The 16,136-nt window shown below is 34.4% G+C and carries 18 protein-coding genes; 1 reads left to right on the plus strand and 17 read right to left on the minus strand.

The annotated features are described in order from the left end of the window. Positions 1-4: 4 nt before the first annotated feature. The 15 genes from V6S17_RS10135 to V6S17_RS10205 form a co-directional block, all read right to left on the minus strand. Positions 5-1,198 carry an MFS transporter gene (locus tag V6S17_RS10135; RefSeq protein WP_029091415.1) on the minus strand — a complete coding sequence of 398 codons (1,194 nt, stop codon included), beginning with the start codon at positions 1,196-1,198 and terminating at the stop codon, positions 5-7. 184 nt (positions 1,199-1,382) lie between these two features. After that, positions 1,383-1,913, minus strand: a complete 531-nt coding sequence (locus tag V6S17_RS10140) for an NADPH-dependent FMN reductase (protein WP_051457399.1) — start codon at positions 1,911-1,913, stop codon at positions 1,383-1,385. Positions 1,914-2,107: 194 nt separating this feature from the next. Further along, on the minus strand, positions 2,108-2,677 hold the full coding sequence (locus V6S17_RS10145; RefSeq protein ID WP_029091414.1) for a hypothetical protein: 570 nt from the start codon (positions 2,675-2,677) through the stop codon (positions 2,108-2,110). 64 nt (positions 2,678-2,741) lie between these two features. Next, the gene (locus V6S17_RS10150; protein ID WP_051457398.1) at positions 2,742-3,356 is read right to left on the minus strand and encodes a hypothetical protein; all 615 of its coding nucleotides are present in this window, start codon (positions 3,354-3,356) and stop codon (positions 2,742-2,744) included. Between the two features lie 238 nt (positions 3,357-3,594). Continuing rightward, complete coding sequence (locus tag V6S17_RS10155) at positions 3,595-3,777, minus strand: hypothetical protein (RefSeq protein WP_029091413.1); 183 nt, start codon at positions 3,775-3,777, stop codon at positions 3,595-3,597. Between the two features lie 23 nt (positions 3,778-3,800). Then, the gene (locus V6S17_RS10160) at positions 3,801-4,538 is read right to left on the minus strand and encodes an ABC transporter permease (protein ID WP_029091412.1); all 738 of its coding nucleotides are present in this window, start codon (positions 4,536-4,538) and stop codon (positions 3,801-3,803) included. Further along, the gene (locus tag V6S17_RS10165) at positions 4,535-5,389 is read right to left on the minus strand and encodes an ABC transporter ATP-binding protein (protein ID WP_029091411.1); all 855 of its coding nucleotides are present in this window, start codon (positions 5,387-5,389) and stop codon (positions 4,535-4,537) included. Before V6S17_RS10165 ends, V6S17_RS10160 begins: the two co-directional genes overlap by 4 nt. A gap of 97 nt (positions 5,390-5,486) precedes the next feature. After that, the gene (locus tag V6S17_RS10170) at positions 5,487-6,164 is read right to left on the minus strand and encodes a DUF6320 domain-containing protein (RefSeq protein ID WP_029091410.1); all 678 of its coding nucleotides are present in this window, start codon (positions 6,162-6,164) and stop codon (positions 5,487-5,489) included. Further along, complete coding sequence (locus tag V6S17_RS10175) at positions 6,157-7,431, minus strand: hypothetical protein (protein WP_029091409.1); 1,275 nt, start codon at positions 7,429-7,431, stop codon at positions 6,157-6,159. Before V6S17_RS10175 ends, V6S17_RS10170 begins: the two co-directional genes overlap by 8 nt. Before the next feature lie 921 nt (positions 7,432-8,352). Next, entirely contained in the window at positions 8,353-9,531 is a 1,179-nt protein-coding gene (locus tag V6S17_RS10180) for an MFS transporter (protein WP_029091408.1), read from the minus strand. A 182-nt stretch (positions 9,532-9,713) separates the two neighbouring features. Next, positions 9,714-10,280: an NADPH-dependent FMN reductase gene (locus V6S17_RS10185; protein WP_029091407.1), complete on the minus strand. Its 567-nt coding sequence runs from the start codon at positions 10,278-10,280 to the stop codon at positions 9,714-9,716. 12 nt (positions 10,281-10,292) lie between these two features. Beyond that, positions 10,293-11,348: an LLM class flavin-dependent oxidoreductase gene (locus tag V6S17_RS10190; RefSeq protein ID WP_029091406.1), complete on the minus strand. Its 1,056-nt coding sequence runs from the start codon at positions 11,346-11,348 to the stop codon at positions 10,293-10,295. Between the two features lie 12 nt (positions 11,349-11,360). Beyond that, positions 11,361-12,299, minus strand: a complete 939-nt coding sequence (locus V6S17_RS10195) for a VOC family protein (protein WP_029091405.1) — start codon at positions 12,297-12,299, stop codon at positions 11,361-11,363. A gap of 83 nt (positions 12,300-12,382) precedes the next feature. Then, positions 12,383-12,814: a MarR family winged helix-turn-helix transcriptional regulator gene (locus V6S17_RS10200; RefSeq protein WP_029091404.1), complete on the minus strand. Its 432-nt coding sequence runs from the start codon at positions 12,812-12,814 to the stop codon at positions 12,383-12,385. 97 nt (positions 12,815-12,911) lie between these two features. Beyond that, the gene (locus V6S17_RS10205; protein ID WP_029091403.1) at positions 12,912-13,889 is read right to left on the minus strand and encodes a ring-cleaving dioxygenase; all 978 of its coding nucleotides are present in this window, start codon (positions 13,887-13,889) and stop codon (positions 12,912-12,914) included. A gap of 126 nt (positions 13,890-14,015) precedes the next feature. Here V6S17_RS10205 and V6S17_RS10210 point away from each other — a divergent pair, with 126 nt between their 5' ends. After that, entirely contained in the window at positions 14,016-14,984 is a 969-nt protein-coding gene (locus V6S17_RS10210; RefSeq protein WP_029091402.1) for a quinone oxidoreductase family protein, read from the plus strand. Between the two features lie 87 nt (positions 14,985-15,071). Here the strand turns inward: V6S17_RS10210 and V6S17_RS10215 are convergent, their stop codons facing one another. Together V6S17_RS10215 and V6S17_RS10220 are read right to left on the minus strand one after the other, a co-directional pair. Next, complete coding sequence (locus V6S17_RS10215) at positions 15,072-15,551, minus strand: tetratricopeptide repeat protein (RefSeq protein WP_029091401.1); 480 nt, start codon at positions 15,549-15,551, stop codon at positions 15,072-15,074. Between the two features lie 166 nt (positions 15,552-15,717). After that, positions 15,718-16,119, minus strand: a complete 402-nt coding sequence (locus V6S17_RS10220; protein ID WP_029091400.1) for a DUF2871 domain-containing protein — start codon at positions 16,117-16,119, stop codon at positions 15,718-15,720. Positions 16,120-16,136 lie beyond the last annotated feature (17 nt).

Here is a 16,136-nt window from a genome sequence, read left to right on the forward strand (position 1 = left end):
CCTCCTAATATTTTTTATTTTTTTCGCGGTCAACTAATAACCATATCAATGTAATTATGGCAGCGATAAATACCATGATGAAACCAAATAATGGTGTCCATTGTAACCCCACAGTGGTTATCACTCTACCACCAATATATGAACCTAGAGCAATACCAATATTAAAAGCTGAAATATTTAACGCTGATGCCATAGCTATTGCATTTGGCACATATTTTTCAGCTAATTGCACAGCTAACAGTTGCAACCCAGCAACATTCATAAAAGAAAATAACCCCATGAGCAACACTGCGAACAACCCAAGTAGATGGAAATTAAGAAAGGCTAAAATTAATAACATGTTAAATGCTTTTAATATAAATACAAAGAACACCGCTCGTAGTGGACGATTATTCGATAAACGGCCTCCAATCGTATTACCGATGGCTACCATCACTCCGTATATTACTAATATAAGAACGATGGCACTGTCTGAATAGCCCATAAATTCTTTTAAAACGGGTGATATGTATGTATATACAACAAATATCCCACCGTATCCGAGTGCTGTAATCAATAACACTAACAATAAACGGAAATTACTTAATACTTTACCAATATCTCCCAGTGAAATGGCAGCGCCTTTTGAAAGATTTTTTGGCACTAACAGAAGCGTTGCAATTAAAGCAATGACACCGATTAACACAATGAAAATAAATGAGTAACGCCATTGCGTTGCTTGTCCAATAAAGGTTCCAAGTGGCACACCTGTGACGGTAGCCACAGTTAATCCGGTAAACATGAGAGCAATTGCGCTCCCTCTTTTATTTGGCGCTACCACATCGGCTGCAATCACTGAGGCAATCGACATAAATACACCATGTGCTAATGCTGATACAACACGACCTACTAATAAGATTGTAAATGTAGGAGATAGTGCTGCAATCAGATTACCGATAATGAATACTACCATGACCAATAACAAGACATTTTTTCGTGAAAATTTTGATGTTAAAACAGTCATAACAGGTGCGCCTATCGTAACACCAATTGCATAGAGTGATACGGTTAAACTGGCATTACTTAAAGTGACGCCCAGATCACTGACAATTAGCGGTAATAATCCTACGCTAATAAATTCTGTTGACCCTATCCCAAAAGCACTGATTGCCAATGCGAGTAAGGTCAAGGCTGGATTAATTTTCCTCGTTTGATCCATAATTGCTTTTCCTCCTTTATTCCTTCGATTCGATATTCTATATTATGGTTTAATAGGTACTAAAAGACAACAAGGTACTTTTTTGTTTCATAAGTACCTTTTGGAAACAATTGTATAATATCAGCCTATTTAGTCAAAAAAAAATAACACTCTTTACAATTATCCATTGCAGAGTGTTATTTATTTAGACTTTTTCTTCAGCTGTTTGTACTAACTGATGACCCATTTCATCAAGTCGATTCAGTACCGCTAAGTTTATTATCGCTTTATTTTGATAGTCCGCTTCTTCTAAAAATACATAAGAAGGCAATAAATTAGCTTTCATGTAAGAAAGAATCGGCTTTAGCTGTTGTTCTATCATTAAGAAATGTTTTTGTGTTCCTGCTGTGACTATGATGCCTACTGTTTTATGTTTTAAGGCATCGATTGGTAATAAATCAAAAATGTTTTTTAATGCGCCAGGGATAGACGCTTGAAAAGTTGGTGTTCCAACAATTAAAGCATCAGCTGCCATCAATGTCTCGGTGATATACAATGTATCTCCCGTATATTCTTGATAATGCCGCCCATCACTATAAGCAACCTTATACTCGCTGATATCAATCAACGTCACTTCATGTTGTGGGTACTCGTTTTCCAGCATCGTAAGCGTTCGTTCCATCGCAGTAAGTGTCTTTGTGCCAATCACTGCGCCTACTAATCCTACTATTTTCAAAACTGTAAGTCTCCTTCTGTATGTTCGAGCAATCACTAATGATCACTAAAAAGTTTTTATTTTAATCGTACCATTCTATTATAACGGTGATTTGTTATTACTGCTGTAAAAGTGTTCAAAAAAAACCAACAACTTTTCGAATTGTTGGTTTTAACTATGAAAAACTTTGCTTTTTATTTACTAAAAGGCGAAACCTATTGATGAAGTCCCTGATCAAGACCATGTATTACATTTTTTTGTTCTTTTTTCTCATTTAAGAAAACCAGTGCATAATATTTACCATCCATTAATTTAGTCTTATCTACTTTAGTCGGTTTTTTCAACAATGGGACTTCTATTTTATAAAAATAGAAACCATCTTTTTCCTCCAATGTATTTAAATCATTTTCATAAAAAGGTGATCCCGCATAGAGTGCTGATTTATTTTCAATAGTTTTTGTATATTTAGCTAAGATACCGTTACCCTCTTCTTCGATAACCTGATAGTAGCTCATCTGTTTTGTATTCTTTAATTTGTCGATAATTTTCTGAGGGTAACCTACCTCAAAAAATATGTTCAATTTTTTCCCTTCAATTGTAAACGTAGGTTTTGATATCGACACACCATCACCTGTAAGTTCTTCAAAGTAGTCATCCAACGAATCGTATTCTTTTTGTTCCGTTGTATTATTTGTTTTCCCTTCTTTTTCTACTGAAGCAGTATTAACTGCACAGCCCCCAAGTAAGATAACTAACATTACACTAACTATTAAAAAAAATTTCATGACTTTAGCTCCTTTGCTCTATAAAAATCGCTATTTGATTATACTAAAATTAAATATCCTACTATTATTTTATTTTTTTAGATACTTTAGATGTGTATTCACAGTGTGAATACTTTGCATCGACTGGTTTTCTCTTAATAACTTTTCCTCTATCATATCTAACGATGTTACCACGAGTAGTATATACTTTCGAACCAAATTTAATCGTTGTTTTTGTTTTAGCAGGAATAGTCCAAGTATGCTGAGTTGTAACAGTCTTAGATTTTCCAACCCCAATCTCTGCTTTCACTCCCACTTTAGCTGCAATCATTTTAAAATCTGCAGTTGTTGAAACACTGCCTTTTAAAAATTTATTACGTGTGACAGTTCTTTTTATAGTATCTGCTTTTTTGCTATTATTAACTGCCTCTGCCTTATATTTAATTTCTACCGATGAAGATTTATTTGTTGCTTCATAAATAGTCGCAGAATAATCAATGTATCTTGCGTTTTTTGAAAGTATTGGCTCTTTATCTAAAGGAAAAACTTCTGGTTGTTCTAACAAAATTTCAACACCATTGATACCATTTTTCAATTTAAATTCATTCAGTGTATCCGCTTGTATAATACTTGGTTTTGCTAAAAAAAGTAAAACAATCATTCCCAACACAATTCTTACAACGCTTCTTTTCTTTATCATAAATCCCATCCTATTCTTCAGAACAACCGCTTTGATAAAAAACAGATTATTCTGTTATTATCAGTTTAAAGTATTTAATGCAAAAAAAAACAGCTATTATTTGGCCAATTGTATCTATTAAACTCAAAAAAAATAATCTAGAGTAATAGATGGCTCTTGAAACATCAAAAGGCCAATCATTAATCACAGATTATCTTAATTAAAATTTACTGAATTTTTTATCTTAAAGTTTTTTATTCTAATACTTAGTTTTAAATGCACTATACAAACAAATAAGGCTCAATGTTGCCAGCGCAATTGAAGACGAAATTATTTTCACAAGGTAAATCTCAAAATATTCTTCTGATGCCATAATAAGTGTTGGCAAAAAAAAGATAAAACTAGCTAAAGCTACCGATAAACCCAACAATAATTTTTTCATAATTTCTCCTTATTCTACTAGATTTAATCGTTATCTAGACCACGTCGTTTATAATAATATAAAAACGCAACTAAACTAACAATTAACCAAATAAAGTGCACAATCACTGTATGTGTTGAAATCGGATCAGCAGATTTTGAAGCTAGATTAGCAATCGATTCACTCATACCACCTGTATATAAGTAATCGGCAACTTTTGCCATTCCTTCGTTCATATTAGAGAACAAGGGGATCATCATTAATACCATCACTAAAGGTACCGATAATAACGAAGCCGTCATTTGCGTATTAGCTACTAACCCTACAAGACCACCGATAATCAATGTGATTAAACTCGAAAATGTTGTTATTAAGATATATAAACCAATATTTATTCCAGAAACACCACTCACTGGCAATAGTAATATATTAACAATAACCATAATCAAAAGCACAGGTGCCATACTACCAATGAAAAACTCGCTCCCTTTTACTGAAGAAGTCATTAACACTCGTAATGTGTTTTTTTCTTTCTCTTCTGCTAAAGGCATACTTGATGCCATAATCCCTGTCATCATAATATTAAAAAGTAATCCTAACTGTAAAAAATAGGATTGCATAAATTGAGCTTCTTCTGCATTACCGCCACTTGGCATTATTTTACGATACATAAATACAAAGCCTAGCGCCATTAATGGACCAATCATAATTGATAAATTCGCCAATATCATTCTTAGTTTCATCATGAAAATAACCTTAACTTTTCTTAATGAGATGTTCATTGTAATTCCCTCCCTGTAACTGTGAGAAAGACAGTTTCTAGTGTTGGCTCCGTTGAATGCAGAGTCATAACTTCATCAGCTGATAACCAATCTGTTAATTTCTGCATATCTTCTTTTGTATTTTGTAACTCAACTTGAGTACCGTCATTCAGTAAAACTTTATATGCTTTTGATGTATTATATTTTAAACACACTTCTTTTGGCTTACCTGATTCAACAATTTCTCCCTGAAATAATAGAGCGACATTATCACATAGTTTAGTTGCTTCTTCCATGTTATGAGTTGTTAAAAAGATCGCTGTCCCTTGATCACGAAGCTCCAATAACAATTCATGTATTTCACTGGCTGTAGATGGATCAAGACCACTAGTAGGTTCATCTAAAAAAAGCATTTTGGGCTGATGTAAAATTGTACGTGCCAAGACAAGACGCTGTTTCATCCCTTTAGATAATTTACCTGTTGGTTTTTTCTTATCTTCTAATAGTCCAACGCGCTGTAAAACTTGATCAATTCGTTTTGTCTCAACATTCAGTAATTTTGCGAAATAGTGAAGATTATCATAGACGCTGAGTTTTTCATATAAACCACTATTATCTGTCACAATACCAATTTGTTCATAGATTGACTCATTGATTTCACGCGTATCTTTTCCTAATAAAATGGCAGTACCGCTTGTTTGTTTTAACTGCCCTGTTAGTATTTTTATGGTTGTTGTTTTTCCGGCTCCAGAAGGTCCTAAAAAGCCTAATATTTCACCACGTTTAATGTTAATTGAGATATCTTTTAATGCTGTCCTATTACCGAATTCCTTAGCAATATGATTCATTTCAAGTACATTTTGTAATTCCATTAAATCGCTCCTTTTAACTAATTATATAGTTATTTTAACATAGTATTAACAAACAACCTATCTTGATAAAAGATAGGTTACTGCAAATTAGTCGTTATTATCTAAAATGAAAACGTTTAACAAGCTCCGCTTTAAACTGTTTATCTGAGAAAATAATCATGCCGATAATCGTTATTAACGAGTACACAATCGTCGCAATTGTTGGCCAAATAACTGATGATAAGTTGAATATAAATAACAACATTGGGCATAAATTGATAAAAAACATTGCAAAAATATAACCGATATCATCTTGCCATAACGAACGTTTCCAAAGTGCGATGAGTGTCATTAAAAAGGTTGCACCCATACCAAGCAAAGGTATTGTATAGTTGGTTGACCACTGTTCAAATCCTAAGCAAAGATCAATCACAAAGAAAAACAACGCCAGCCAGATATAATGATACAGCAATCGTTTACCAATGTGATTTTTTGCAAGTAGCGTACCCTTAATAACAATCCATAAGTAAAAAATACCAAAACCGACAATAACAGACCAAAATACGCTATTTAGATTTAATGTCAGTAAATTGATAGTCAACGCAACCATTACAACGCTAATAGATAAAAACAAAAATATTTTTTCTTTTGAAATACGATTGACCTTTTTATAATGAATTGTATAGTCAGGATAAGTTGTTTGTGCAGATTTTTCTTCTTTCAAACTATGACCACATAATGGGCAATGTAAATGTTGCTCAGCTATATTGACATGACATCGAATACACTTAGTCATCTAACACACCCCAATCATTTGAATATATTTCTACATCTAACTCTAATTCTTTTGAGAGGTATGTAAAGAAAAATTGTAAGATATCAACATCAACAATATTACGTGCAAAGGTAATAGTCATACGATCACCCACAGTACATAAACTACAATTAAGTGGACTGTTTTTTGTCGGATACATAATTGTTTCTAACGCCTCTATCTCATCCGCCATTTCAGGTGGAAAATTCACCCTACCTAAATTAGACATTGAAATGGTCTTTTTATTTTCACCTAATTTTTGAAAACCAATATTCATAAAATAGCTTTTAAGAAAAAGTGGAACAAAATAAGCTGACTTTTTTCGTTCAAGCGATACGTAGTTATAAATAAGGTTTTGTAAATGTTCTTTGCTCGTTTTATGTACTAGCATGCTGTTACAACGTTTAATAATACTGCTGATTGTGGTTTCTTTTTCAACAAACACACCGATATTAACAACACCAAAAAAATTACGTAAGGTTTTAGAAGGGAACGCTTTTCTTAAATTAACTGGGACAGCTACAACAATCGGTTGATTTTTACGGTCATATTGTACTCTCGTTTGATGAATAGCATAAATAAGAATACCTGTTAATAACGCCGTAATCGTCACATTCTCTTTTTTTGCCAATGCATTAAGTGCAGCTGCACTGACAACCCCATGAGTCACATTTGTCCCTGGTGTATTAAAGGGCATACCTTTGATATGATATGCTTTTTGATTTTCCGTAGTTTCAACATAACACGGTTTATAATACCTTTGGAAACTGTCCTCTGCTTCAGCTAAACTATTCGTCGATTCTGCAGTTAGAATGTCGCTGCCCACAGTGAACGAATTGCCATTATTTTTAAAGTAATAGTACAATAACGTTTTTAAAAATTCGATTGCACCATTACCATCAGTTAATGCATGAAACATTTCTACTGCTATGCGTTTCTTATAATAAAGCACACGGAATAAATAACCATTATTTTGTTCAGTGTGAATGGTACTGCAAGGAAAATCTTGCTCCTCTTCTATCTTCAATTCTTTTTGATTATCATCTAAATAATTCCAAAAAACACCTTTACGCAACTGTACGGTAAACATTGGATAACGTAATAATGTTATTTTTATCGCTTCTTTTAATGCCTCAGGCTTAACTTCTGTTTTTAATATGGCTGCAACTCGAAAAACAGAAGAATTTCGTTCACTTGTTACAGATGGGAATACTTTTGCAGCATTATCTAATTGATACCATTTTTCCATTGTTTTGCCCCTTTTATAATCGTTACTCTGACTCCTTTAATCTTAACATAAGTTTGTTAACTTATAATACTAATATCGTAGCGGATTTATCCACCTTACGAAAGTAGTATGGGTGCTAATATCGTGGCGGATTTATCCACTTTACGAAAGTAGTATGGGTGCTAATATCGTAGCGGATTTATCCACCTTACGAAAATAGTATGGGTGCTAATATCTGAGCGGATTTATCCACTTTACGAAAGTAGTATGGGTGCTAATATCGTAGCAGATTTATCCGCTTTAAGAGATTAGTATGGGTGCTAATATCGTAGCAGATTTATCCGCTTTACGAGATTAGTATGGGACGGAGCGCAAGCGAGTACCAATCCTTCTATCTATTAATAACTTAGAAGTACCATTCCTTATATTCATAACTTGTGAGTACCAATCCTTCTATCTATTAATAACTTAGAAGTACCTTTCCTTATATTAATGACCTAGGAGTCTCATTCCTTATATTCATAACTTGTGAGTACCTTTCAACCAAATTATTGAAAAGCCCCTATTTCCTGTGAATGTTTTTCAGTATTTTTACATTGCACTTCATTTGAAAAGAGAGCACATTAGTTTAGTTAAAACTATTGATCGATAAGCTGAAAAATTTTGTGTTTTAGAACAACCATTACTAGGATCAAAAACAAAAAAACACACCAACAGGTGTGTTTACGATTATATATAACAACAAAATGGACAACTACATCTCATTTTTTTATGACTGATTATTTACTTTGTACGCCATACTTTTATGCAAAATATGATGCTGAAAATTAAACCCATCGCCATTACTATCCCTATAGCTATTTGCATAACATTCCCCCGAATCCTTTATATTATTATTTTAGCACAAAGGAACCGCGAGTTTGTGAGCAAAATGTGTCATTATTAGGTCGTTTCTGCCAGTAGCTGTTTATCTTTACGACCGTGTAAAAGGAAGTAAACAAAAATTCCAACTACCATATAAGCAGCCAACCCTAGATAAACGCCTCGGTAACCGAATGTTGGAATAAGATAACCTAATGCAACTGGTCCAAAACCAAGACCTAAATCTAGAAAAATAAAATAGGTTGAATTTGCTAAACCCATTCGTTCCTTAGGTGCAGCTTTAACCGCAATAGCTTGCGTTGCTGATTGGAAATTACCGTACCCTAAACCAATGATTGCCGCTGCTAATAAAAACATCAGTGTAGATGTACTCTGACTAAGAAGAACCAAACCAATTGCAAACAAAATAATGCCTGGGTAGATGATGCTATTACCACCACGTATATCCATAATTCTTCCTGTAAATGGACGTGATGCCAAAATAATCAAAGCATAAACTAGGAAATATAAACTCCCGGCAGATATTAAATTAACTTCAGCAGCATAGGCGGTAATAAATGAAAGTATACTTGAGTATGCCAATGCTCCATAAAACATCATCAATGAAATTGGTAACGAACGCACTTCAAAATACTGACTCCATTTAAAACCCGTTTGTTGTACATGTGAAATGATATAAGGTGGTTTAATAACTAATGTAAGTAACAGACTCACAACACCTATAATAAATGAAAATACAAAAATACTCTCGAACCCCTGTGTTCTCATTAAATAAATACCAATTAACGGACCAATTGCAGTTGAAAGAACAGTACTTAAACTAAAATAACCGATACCTTCTCCTCCACGACTAGCCGGCATAACTTGTGAAACGATTGTTCCGGTTGCTGTTGTTGCAATCCCAAAACCAATCCCATGAATCAAGCGAATGGCCATTAAAAGTAACAGGTTGCTCGGTATAAAATAACATAACGTCATAATCAAAAATAAAATAGTACCGATGATTAACATTTTTTTAGTCCCTAGTTTCGTAATTAAACGACCCGCAAATAAACGACCGCATAATGAACCAATAATAAAAATACTTGCAACAAAACCAGCCATACTTGCAGATGCTGCATGTGTTTCAATCGCATAAGTTGCCATTACAACAAGTAACAAATACATCGACAATGTTAACACGAAGTTAACGACTGATGTTGTGATAAAATCTTTTGTAAATAATTTCTCTTTTTCCATTTATAATCTGCCTTTCTATTTCTAATCTATCGTCTCGAACTATCTATTAAAAAAATATCACTAACATTAACTTTAATAATAGTTAGTTAGTGAAACTAACACAATTATAGTATCACTCTTTTTCAACTTTTTGTCAATATAAAAAAACACCTTTTAGTGATAAAAGATGTTTTTAAAACGGATTAAAAATCATACGCTTCGTCTTTTTCAATTCTAATTTTCTCTAACACATTAATCATTGTATAAGTATCGTCAACTAACCGCTCTAAACGAAAAACACTATCATCATTAATCAATTCATTACGTGAAAAATCTTTTTCTTCCATAAAAACATAAGTTTCAACTACTTGTGCTTTCATATAAGTTAAGATTGGTTTGAGTTGATGTTCGACAATTAAATAATGTTTTGCAGAACCTGCTGTAACAAACATACTCACAACTTTGTCACGGAAGGCATTAACGGGTAATAAATCAAAAATGTTTTTTAGAATTGCAGGAATCGATGCCTGAAAAATAGGCGTTCCTATTATAATTGCATCAGCTGCCATAATAGTCTCAGCAATATATTTAGTATCACCTGTGTAGGTACGATAATCACGACCATCACTAAAAACCATTTCATAATTTGCTAAATCAATCATTGTCACTTCAGCATCGGGGTGTTTTTTCGTTAAAAAATCCATGGTTACATTCATTGCTGTGCGTGTTTTAGATCCTACATTTGAACCGGATAATCCAACAATATGCATGTAATCTCCACCTTATTTTTTTGTGTATTTTTTAATCGCTGGCATAATTTCTGTCGCAATTAATTCAATGTTTTTTTCAATTTTGTCCATTGGAACGCCACCAAAATCAATTTGTGCCATAAAACGTTGTTGTCCGAATAATTCATATTGATAAAGCATTTTTTCAATAATTTGTTGAGGGCTCCCTACCATCAAAGCATCTCTTTTATCTATCGCTTGTGCAAATTGTTGTTTTGGATAACCACCGCCACGAATTGCTTGCATCCCCATGTTCAAATGAGGGTAATATTCACGTAATGCATCCTGAGAATTTTCTGCAACATAAAATAGACTCGTTGTTGCTATTGGCAATGCCTTTGAATCATGGCCATTGGCAGTTGCAGCTTCACGATAAGCGTCTACTGCAATCTTAAAATTCGATGCAGGGCCACCTAAAGTTGTAAGCATCATCGGTACACCTGCTCGACCCGCTTTAATTGCACTGGCAGGCGGTCCACCAACAGCACGCCAAATCGGCAAATTACCATTTAAAGGTTGTGGTAATATTGTCGCATTGTTTAAAGGTGCACGAAACTGCCCTTCCCAAATAACGCGTTCTTCACGATTAAGCTGCAATAATAACTCTAATTTTTCTTCAAATAACTCTTCATAATCCTGCACATCATACCCAAGTAAGCTATAAGCACCAATACGAGAACCACGCCCTGCAACAATTTCTGCACGCCCATTTGATAGTAAATCAATCGTTGCAAAATCTTCGTAAAGTCTTACCGGGTCCGCGGTGCTAATAACGGAAGCGGAGCTGGCAATTTTAATCCGTTCTGTTGCTTGAGCAATTGCTCCTAAAATCACAGTATGCGCTTGTGTTGTAAAATATGCTTCATGACTTTCACCAACAGCAAAAACATCTAGACCTGCTTTTTCAGCTAATTGGCTTGTTTTAACAAGTTCTTGAATGCGCTGTTGTGCAGGAATTGCAGTGCCTGTATGTGGATTAGGTACTAAATCACCAATTGAGTATAATCCAAATTCCATTCCTTTTGTTGTATCTATCCGGTATTTTTCCATTTTATTCACTCCTTAATTTAAAGGGGATAACCCTGCTTCTATTTCTGCTCTACGCTCTTCTAAAAACGGAGGTAAATCTAGTTTTTCTCCCAATTGCTCTTCTTTACTATCGATTAAAAAACCAGGTCCCATCGTTGCGACTTCAATTAAAATACCATTTAGTTCCCTAAAATAAAGGCTCTCAAAGTAATAACGATTCACAATACCCGATGAATGATAACCTCTTTGCTGAACACGTTGTTCAATTAGGACTAACTCTTCCTTGCTCTCTACAGCTAAAGCAAAGTGATGGATGCTTCCTTTGCCAGGTTTTTGCACGGAACCTTCATTTTTTTTGACGATGATATTACTACCACCATGTGCTTTATTTTTGTAAAGTATTCCTTCTTCATCACTCATTTTTTCTTCATATTCAAAAACTTCCGTGAGCATTTTTCCAAATCGCTCGGCTCGTTTCACTTGAGTTTCGATGATGTGAATTCCCATAATAGAGTGTTTTTCAGCAATGGGAGAGTGCTGCCAATAGTGCCAGCTAGATGGTATTGTTGTGTTTTCATCAACCAATAATACCAATTCCAAACCTTCAGGATCCTCAAACGGCAATGCTGAATACCCAGCATATGTTGTAATGGAATCATGAATCACATTTTTGGAATTAAAACGCCTTTGCCAAAAGGTTAAACTCTCGATTGATGGCACTCGCAAACCTATGCGGCTAATACTATTGCTACCTTTTGTTGTATGCCCTGCACGAGGTAATTCAAAAAAAGAAAGTTCAGTTCCCACACTGCCTGTCGTATCACCATAAAAAAGATGATACATACTTGGGTTATCTTGATTTACTGTTTTTTTCACTAATCTTAACCCTAACACTTCTGTATAAAATTGTTTATTCATTCGTGCATCTTTTGTAAACATCGATACATGGTGATGACCTTTTACTAATGACATATAAACCCTCCTTTTAATTGACTAGTCAATTGATTTTCTGAAAAGAAGGGCTCGCTTCAAATAAAGAGCTGCCCTTCCTATGTTTATTGTTTTTTTAAACTGTTCTTATGAACTTTTGTCATTAACTGATACAATGTTTTTTGCTCTGATTCTGTCAATGCGTCTTCAAAAAATGAAGTTTGAAATTTCAATTGATGCGGCATTGCCTTATTAACGATTTCTTCGCCACTTTCTGTTAGAGTGATGTATTTTGTTTTCCAATCCTGTGTACGATTAATATAACCTTCTTTTTCCAATCGCGTTAACATCCTTGAAATACCACCCTGAGTTACAGTTGCTTTCTCTGCCAGTTCCATCTGTGTAATTGATTTATATACTTGTATTTGTACAAGTACATCAAATTGTGCAGTTGTTAGCCCGAATTCTTTTAAAAATTCATTAGAGAGTTGATTACTAATATTTGTAAAGCGGATTATGCGTAACCAAATTAATGATCCTAATGTGTTTTTTTCCATTGATTGCGCTCCTTGACATAATTTATTTCTCTCGTCTAACTTTACTCTCCCTAGGCTAATATTGCAACTCATCCGTTTAATTAACACTGAATATTAACTACTCTTTTGTGTAGTTAATTGTGCTACGAACTGTATTAATCGGACGAACACTTTTTTCGATTGTTGTTCGTTTTGGTTCGAGGAATGGAGGTAATGATAATTTTTCACCGAGTGTCTCATAAGGTTCATCCCCCATAAAGCCAGGACCATCTGTAGCTAATTCAAATAATATTTGTGGTGCGACTTGTGAGTACAACGATTCGAAGAAATGTCGATTAACATAGCCTGATGTGTTTAAACCATATGATTGAATATGATTGATCCACTCTTCTAAAACTTCACGATTCTCCACACGGAATGCCACATGATGCACACTACCATAACCTTGGCGTGCTTGTGGTAACAATGGATTGTCCTCAATAATTACTTGAGCACCATTTCCTCCTTCACCCACTTCAAAAAGGTGATCAAAATCAGATACTGCTTTTTCTTTGAAGTTAAATACTTTTTCTAATACTTCTTTCATATAATCAAAATGGGCTGTGCGAATAAAAATCGGACCTAAGCCTGTAATTGCATGCTCCAATGGAATCGGACCAGCTTGCCATGGCGTGCCTGCAGCAACACCCGTATTATGTTCATCAGAAATCAACTGATAGTGTTGGTCGTCAAAATCAATAAATGATAACGTACGTACACCAAAACGTTCGATGATTGATTTGTGTGTAACATTCAATCTCTCAAAACGCTCTAACCAATATTCTAATGAGGCATTTGTTGGAACACGAAAAGACGTTTTTGAAATTTCGTTTGTACCATGTTCACCTTTTGGAATACCTGGGAAATCAAAGAACGTCATATCTGTCCCCGCATTTCCTTTATCATCTGCAAAAAACAAATGATAGGTTTGGATATCATCTTGATTCACTGTTTTTTTAACCAAACGCATTCCTAATACATTTGTAAAAAAATCGTAGTTTTTTTCGGCACTGCTTGTAATAGCTGTTACATGATGAATCCCAATTAATCCGTTCATTTTCATTCCTCCTATGTACTTTCTATATCTATCACTTTACTACTCAAGTGATAAAAAAGCAAGTAAATTTGTCTATTTTATAAAATTCCGTTAAACTGACAAAAACGAGTAGATTGGAGCTTTATTATGAATGCATTAATTTTTGAAAAATTTGGTTCTGCTGACGTCTTAGAATACCGCACTAATTTACCCCAACCGTTGCTTAAATCTGATGAAATTTTATTAGAAATGAAAAGTATCGGCGTAAACTATGCAGATGTGTATCGACGCAAAGGAAACTATCATTTAGCTGGACAACCCCCTTTTATTCTAGGGTATGAAGGATCAGGAATCGTGGCTGCTATAGGAAAAGATGTCTCGCACATTACGATTGGAGATCGTATCGGCTTTGCTGATGTGCCTTATGCAAATGCAGAATACGTTGCTGTCCCTATTTCTAAAGCAATTCCCTTACCTGAAGGCATTTCATTTGATACAGCTGCAAGCATGCTACTACAAGGATTAACTGCTCAATATTTAACAGAAGATAGCTATAGTATAAAGAATAATGATACTGTGTTAGTTCATGCCGCAGCAGGCGGTGTTGGACAGAATTTAGTTCAAATTGCTAAAATGAAAGGCGCTACTGTTATTGGCTTAACTTCTTCCCTAGAAAAAGCAGCGATAGTTTCAAACATCGGTGCAGACGCTGTTTTCCTCTATAAGGATGAGTGGGTAGCTCAAACACTTGATTTCACTGCGAATAAAGGGGTTTCTGTTGTCTATGAATCTGTCGGAGCTACTTTAATGTCTAGTTTTGAGGCAACTCGTATTGCTGGAACTGTTGTTTTTTATGGCATGGCAGGTGGTGATCCAGAACCAATTGACCCTCGTATGTTAATGGATACATCCAAAACATTAACCGGTGGTGATTTGTGGAACGTGTTAACAACCCCAACGGCACGTCAAGAAAGAGCCAACCGTCTTTTCAATTGGTTACTAGAAGGACATATTAAAACACCTGAACCCACAGTCTTTGCATTAGAAAATGGAGCTGATGCACATCGCTTTTTAGAAAGTCGTCAAAGCACTGGTAAGTTATTACTTCATCCATAAAGCATAAAATAAAAAAAACGATTGTAAGAACACAACCTTGTGTTTCTCTCAATCGTTTTTTTATAGTGCCGCTTTATCACAAGCTACTTATCCAATCTTATTTAAATCAGCAGCATAGTTAAGTAATGCTTTACTGTATTTTTTTATATGTTCATCATTGGTTGATTTCACTAATATTTTCAGTAGCTCCTCAACAGCTTGTTTGCTGTCATTTAAATTATAAAGAGTCATGCTCTTAAATGTCTGAAAAACTAAATTAGTTGGAAATTTTTCGATTGCTGTTTCAAAAGTCAGCAACGCTTTATCATATTTCCCGATCGAACGATAAGAACTTCCTAAACCAATTAACGCATCTTCTAATACATCCGCCTTCAAACCTAACATGATTGCTTTTTCATACAAAGGAATCGCTGCTACCTCATTACTTAGAAGGTCAAAACTCCAAGCACATTGATAATTAATCACTGAATCAGTTGGAAATTTTTTCACTAATTCCACAAGCATTTCATTCGATTTTTCATTATTTTTATAACGTAAGTCCAGTGCCGCTTGTAATCTTTCTTTCACTAAATTCAACTCCTTTTTTTGTTGTGAGACATTGACTCGTTGCAATTATATGATATCCAACATCCTAATTATATTAAAATTAATAAATACCCACAAATAAAAAAGCACGCTGACAAAAACGTCAACATGCTTGTTTCCAATTTATTCGTGGCTAGATGACTCAGTATTACTTTTTAATTTTCTCAAATAAAATAATAAATAAATACATGAGCCCCACTGTTAGCAAGATATGCCCTAAACCTGCCATACCAGCTAAAGCACTCCCTGTTGTTCCACCTAAAACCGTAATACTGCCTTTAATCACAAACAAAGTGACTGTCACAATCAAACCAGCATTATAAAGATAATAAAACAACTTAAAATTCTTGCTGCTCATAATTTGAAAGTTTTTTTCCAATACTAAAACAATCAAAAACATAAACATTCCCAACATTAGTAAATGTGTATGGATAACGCTTAACTGCGTATCCCCAGTAAAATCATTGTACTTCGTGAACTCACGATAATACACACCTGAAGCCAGGCCTAATAAACAATAAACGAATGACGTCATTAACAATTTTCTCATGGTTCTCTCCTTTTTAA

Origin of the sequence: Brochothrix thermosphacta DSM 20171 = FSL F6-1036, from assembly GCF_036884295.1 — a bacterium.
Taxonomy (GTDB): Bacteria; Bacillota; Bacilli; order Lactobacillales; family Listeriaceae; genus Brochothrix; species Brochothrix thermosphacta.

Bases quoted from the DNA above. Each gene is read 5' to 3' on its own strand.
- V6S17_RS10135 (WP_029091415.1), bottom strand. From the start codon at position 1,198: ATGGATCAAACGAGGAAAATTAATCCAGCCTTGACCTTACTCGCATTG.
- V6S17_RS10145 (WP_029091414.1), bottom strand. From the start codon at position 2,677: ATGAAATTTTTTTTAATAGTTAGTGTAATGTTAGTTATCTTACTTGGG.
- V6S17_RS10150 (WP_051457398.1), bottom strand. From the start codon at position 3,356: ATGATAAAGAAAAGAAGCGTTGTAAGAATTGTGTTGGGAATGATTGTT.
- V6S17_RS10155 (WP_029091413.1), bottom strand. From the start codon at position 3,777: ATGAAAAAATTATTGTTGGGTTTATCGGTAGCTTTAGCTAGTTTTATC.
- V6S17_RS10160 (WP_029091412.1), bottom strand. From the start codon at position 4,538: ATGAACATCTCATTAAGAAAAGTTAAGGTTATTTTCATGATGAAACTA.
- V6S17_RS10165 (WP_029091411.1), bottom strand. From the start codon at position 5,389: ATGGAATTACAAAATGTACTTGAAATGAATCATATTGCTAAGGAATTC.
- V6S17_RS10170 (WP_029091410.1), bottom strand. From the start codon at position 6,164: ATGACTAAGTGTATTCGATGTCATGTCAATATAGCTGAGCAACATTTA.
- V6S17_RS10175 (WP_029091409.1), bottom strand. From the start codon at position 7,431: ATGGAAAAATGGTATCAATTAGATAATGCTGCAAAAGTATTCCCATCT.
- V6S17_RS10180 (WP_029091408.1), bottom strand. From the start codon at position 9,531: ATGGAAAAAGAGAAATTATTTACAAAAGATTTTATCACAACATCAGTC.
- V6S17_RS10185 (WP_029091407.1), bottom strand. From the start codon at position 10,280: ATGCATATTGTTGGATTATCCGGTTCAAATGTAGGATCTAAAACACGC.
- V6S17_RS10190 (WP_029091406.1), bottom strand. From the start codon at position 11,348: ATGGAAAAATACCGGATAGATACAACAAAAGGAATGGAATTTGGATTA.
- V6S17_RS10195 (WP_029091405.1), bottom strand. From the start codon at position 12,299: ATGTCATTAGTAAAAGGTCATCACCATGTATCGATGTTTACAAAAGAT.
- V6S17_RS10200 (WP_029091404.1), bottom strand. From the start codon at position 12,814: ATGGAAAAAAACACATTAGGATCATTAATTTGGTTACGCATAATCCGC.
- V6S17_RS10205 (WP_029091403.1), bottom strand. From the start codon at position 13,889: ATGAACGGATTAATTGGGATTCATCATGTAACAGCTATTACAAGCAGT.
- V6S17_RS10210 (WP_029091402.1), top strand. From the start codon at position 14,016: ATGAATGCATTAATTTTTGAAAAATTTGGTTCTGCTGACGTCTTAGAA.
- V6S17_RS10220 (WP_029091400.1), bottom strand. From the start codon at position 16,119: ATGAGAAAATTGTTAATGACGTCATTCGTTTATTGTTTATTAGGCCTG.